Here is a 2,963-nt window from a genome sequence, read left to right on the forward strand (position 1 = left end):
GACCTGGCCGACATGCACGAGGGCCTGGCCGACAACCCCGTGGTCTGGGACCTCCAGGCCCGCTTCCCGCGTATGTGAGGCCCGCGACGCCGCCCGGGGCCCTCACGCCTCCACGCGCACCCCGATCCGTGCCCTCGCCCGGGGCCGACTCGATGGTGAGCGTTCCGCCGAGCTGGTGCACGCGGGCCCGGATGGCGGGGAGCCCGTGGCCGCGCACGGTGTCGGGGCTGCGGACGGGCGCGGACTCCACGGTGAAGCCGCGGCCGTTGTCGCCGATGTCGAGGACCACCCGGTCGTCGAGGTGGGTCAGGGTCAGCCCGGCGGCGGTGGCCCCGGAGTGCTCCCGCACATTGGCCAGGGCCCCCTGGGCGATGCGCAGCAGGGCGGACTGCACCCGGTCCGGCAGCGGGGCGCCCGGGGTGCCCTCCACATGGCAGTGGACGGTGAGCGCGCCCTCCGCCTGGGCGCTCTCGCGGGCCGCCAGCGTGTGCAGGGCCGCCTCCAGGCCGCCGCCCTGCGCCAGGTCGGCGGGGGCCAGGTCGTGGACGAAGCGGCGGGCCTCGGCGAGGTTGCGTTCCGCGATGCCGGTGGCCGTACGGACGTGGCGGCGGGCCGCGTCCGGGTCGGCGCTCCAGGTGCGGTCGGCCGCCTGGAGCAGCATCTGCTGGCTGGACAGACCCTGGGCCAGGGTGTCGTGGATCTCCATGGAGAGCCGCTGGCGCTCGGCCAGGGTCCCCTCGCGCCGCTCGGTGGCGGCCAGTTCGCGCCGGGTGCGCAGCAGGTCGTCGATCAGCTCGCGCTGGCGTCCGGCCAGTTCCCGCTGACGTACCGCCTGGCGCTGCATATGGACGAAGACGGCGGTCGCCACGGCGGCGACGGCGGGCGGTGCGAGGACCAGATTGGGGTCGAACCCGTCGGCCAGGCGCAGTTGGGCGGCCACGACGAACGCGGTGAGCAGGGCGACCAGGGCGAGGGCCGCGCGCGGCGGCAGGATCCGCAGCCCCGTGTAGAACAACGGCACCGCGCACCACGCGAAGCTCGGCGCGAGGACGACCAGCACCATCCAGACGAGGACGAGCACCCCGAGCCAGGCGAGCCGGCGCGGGGTGGGGCGCGAACCCAGGACGGGTCCCAGGAGGTAGAGCACCGCCAGGGTGATCGACAGGGCGATGATCCACGGGGTGCGTGCCTCTCCGGGGTGCCGCATCAGGAACCGGGTCAGTGAGGCGCCGAGCAGCAGGAAGAACGCGGCGTGCATGAGGAGCGCGAGCCAGCGGGCGTCGGGGTCGGCGCCGGGGCCGGTGGCGGGGTCCGGACCGACGGCGCCCAGGCCCGAGCCGGGATCCGAGCCCGGACCCGAGCCCGGACCCGAGCCGGGATCCGAGCCCGGACCCGGACCGGGGCCGGCGGGGCCGCCCCTCTCCGGGGCCCGCGGGTCGCTCCGGTGCTCCACCTCGTACCTCGTGTTCCGTCTCGCCCGATCCCGCTGAGACCCTGCTGACCAGCGCGGATCCTCCATGGTGACCCGATCCGGCCACCCCCGCATCAACCGATCGGCTGACGGGGGCGTCGGCCGACCCGCGCGCCGCTTCCAGCCGGTACGCCGACCGTACGGGGCCGGATCCGCCGGGAGGATCGATACCGGAGCGAAACGCCCGGACCACTTCCGGGCCGCCCCGCACACCGAACCACCGGGCCGCCCCCGGATCACCAAGGAGCCACCATGAAGAAGCTGTCGCTGCGCACCCGTGTCGTCACCGGCGCCGTCGTCGTCGCCGCCCTCGGGGCCGGCACGTTCGGCGCGATGTCCGCGAGCGCCTCCTCCCCGGCCGCCGCCCCCGCCGCAGCGGTCAAGGCCGACACCAGCAACCGGAACCTCCAGCAGACGACGCACCTGACCGTGGCCGCCGCCACCAAGGCCGCGCAGGCCACGCTGGACGCGGCGAAGAAGGAGAACCAGCGGATCTCCGTCGCGGTCGTCGACCGCAACGGCAACACCATCGTCACGCTACGCGGCGACGGCGCGGGCCCGCAGTCCCCCGAGTCCGCGGTGAAGAAGGCGTACACCGCCGTCTCCTGGAACGCCCCCACCTCCGAGCTGGTCAAGCGCCTGGAGCAGGCCCCGAACCTGAAGGACATCCCTGGCACCCTGTTCCTCGGGGGCGGTGCTCCGGTGCAGGTCAAGGGCGCCCCGGTGGCCGGCATCGGCGTGGCCGGCGCGCCCAGCGGCGACCTCGACGAGAAGTTCGCCAAGGCGGGCGTCGCCTCCCTCGCCCGGTAGTCACGATCCGCACAGGCACCGACGGGAACGGAGTACCCATGAACGCCCTCGATCACGACCTGCTCACCGCCGCACGCGCCGGCGACACCGAAGGTGTGCGCACCGCGATCGAGGGCGGCGCCCGGGTCGACGTCCGCGACGAGGAGCTGCGCACCCCTCTCCTCCTCGCCGTCCACGGCGACCACGTCGAGGCGGCCCGGCTGCTCGTGGCCGCCGGGGCGGACCCGGACGCCCAGGACCGGCGCGAGGAGAGCCCGTGGCTGGCCACCGGCGTCACCGGCAGCGTCGCGATGCTGCACGTGCTGCTGCCGGCCGGACCGGACCTGACCCTGCGCAACCGGTTCGGCGGCATCTCCCTCATCCCGGCGAGCGAACGCGGCCACGTCGGTTACGTACGGGAGGTGCTGCGGGTCACCGACATCGACGTCGACCACGTCAACCGGCTCGGCTGGACCGCCCTGCTGGAGGCGGTGATCCTCGGCGAGGGCGGGCTCGCGCACCAGCAGGTCGTGGAGCTGCTGCTCGCGGCCGGGGCGACGCGGGACCTGCCCGACGGCGACGGGGTGACGCCCCTGGCCCACGCCGAGCGGCGCGGCTTCGCCGAGCTGGCCGCCCTGCTGCGGGCCGCCGCGTGACCGGGGACCACGGCCCCCGCGCCGCCCTCCTTTCCGGCCACGGCCCC

At 75.3% G+C, this 2,963-nt stretch carries 2 protein-coding genes and 1 pseudogene; 2 read left to right on the forward strand and 1 reads right to left on the reverse strand.

What is annotated here, in order from left to right; translation table 11 throughout:
* Window positions 1–127 precede the first annotated feature (127 nt).
* A pseudogene (locus HET64_RS37955) lies at window positions 128–1,453 on the reverse strand (sensor histidine kinase); the annotation flags it as partial.
* Between the two features lie 270 nt (window positions 1,454–1,723).
* On the opposite strand from HET64_RS37955, the gene HET64_RS37960 reads away from it, so the two are divergent.
* Both HET64_RS37960 and HET64_RS37965 read left to right on the forward strand, forming a co-directional pair.
* A complete protein-coding gene (locus tag HET64_RS37960; protein ID WP_215111773.1) occupies window positions 1,724–2,281 on the forward strand; it encodes a heme-binding protein in 558 nt (185 codons plus the stop codon).
* Window positions 2,282–2,319: 38 nt separating this feature from the next.
* Window positions 2,320–2,916, forward strand: coding sequence for an ankyrin repeat domain-containing protein (locus HET64_RS37965; RefSeq protein WP_215111774.1), 597 nt, complete (start codon window positions 2,320–2,322; stop codon window positions 2,914–2,916).
* Window positions 2,917–2,963: the final 47 nt, after the last annotated feature.

Origin of the sequence: Streptomyces sp. McG3, assembly GCF_018619185.1 — a bacterium.
Classification (GTDB): Bacteria; Actinomycetota; Actinomycetes; order Streptomycetales; family Streptomycetaceae; genus Streptomyces.

What these genes read in the sequence shown, in the direction of transcription:
- HET64_RS37960 (WP_215111773.1), top strand. Translation starts at nt 1,724, where the DNA reads ATGAAGAAGCTGTCGCTGCGCACCCGTGTCGTCACCGGCGCCGTCGTC.
- HET64_RS37965 (WP_215111774.1), top strand. Translation starts at nt 2,320, where the DNA reads ATGAACGCCCTCGATCACGACCTGCTCACCGCCGCACGCGCCGGCGAC.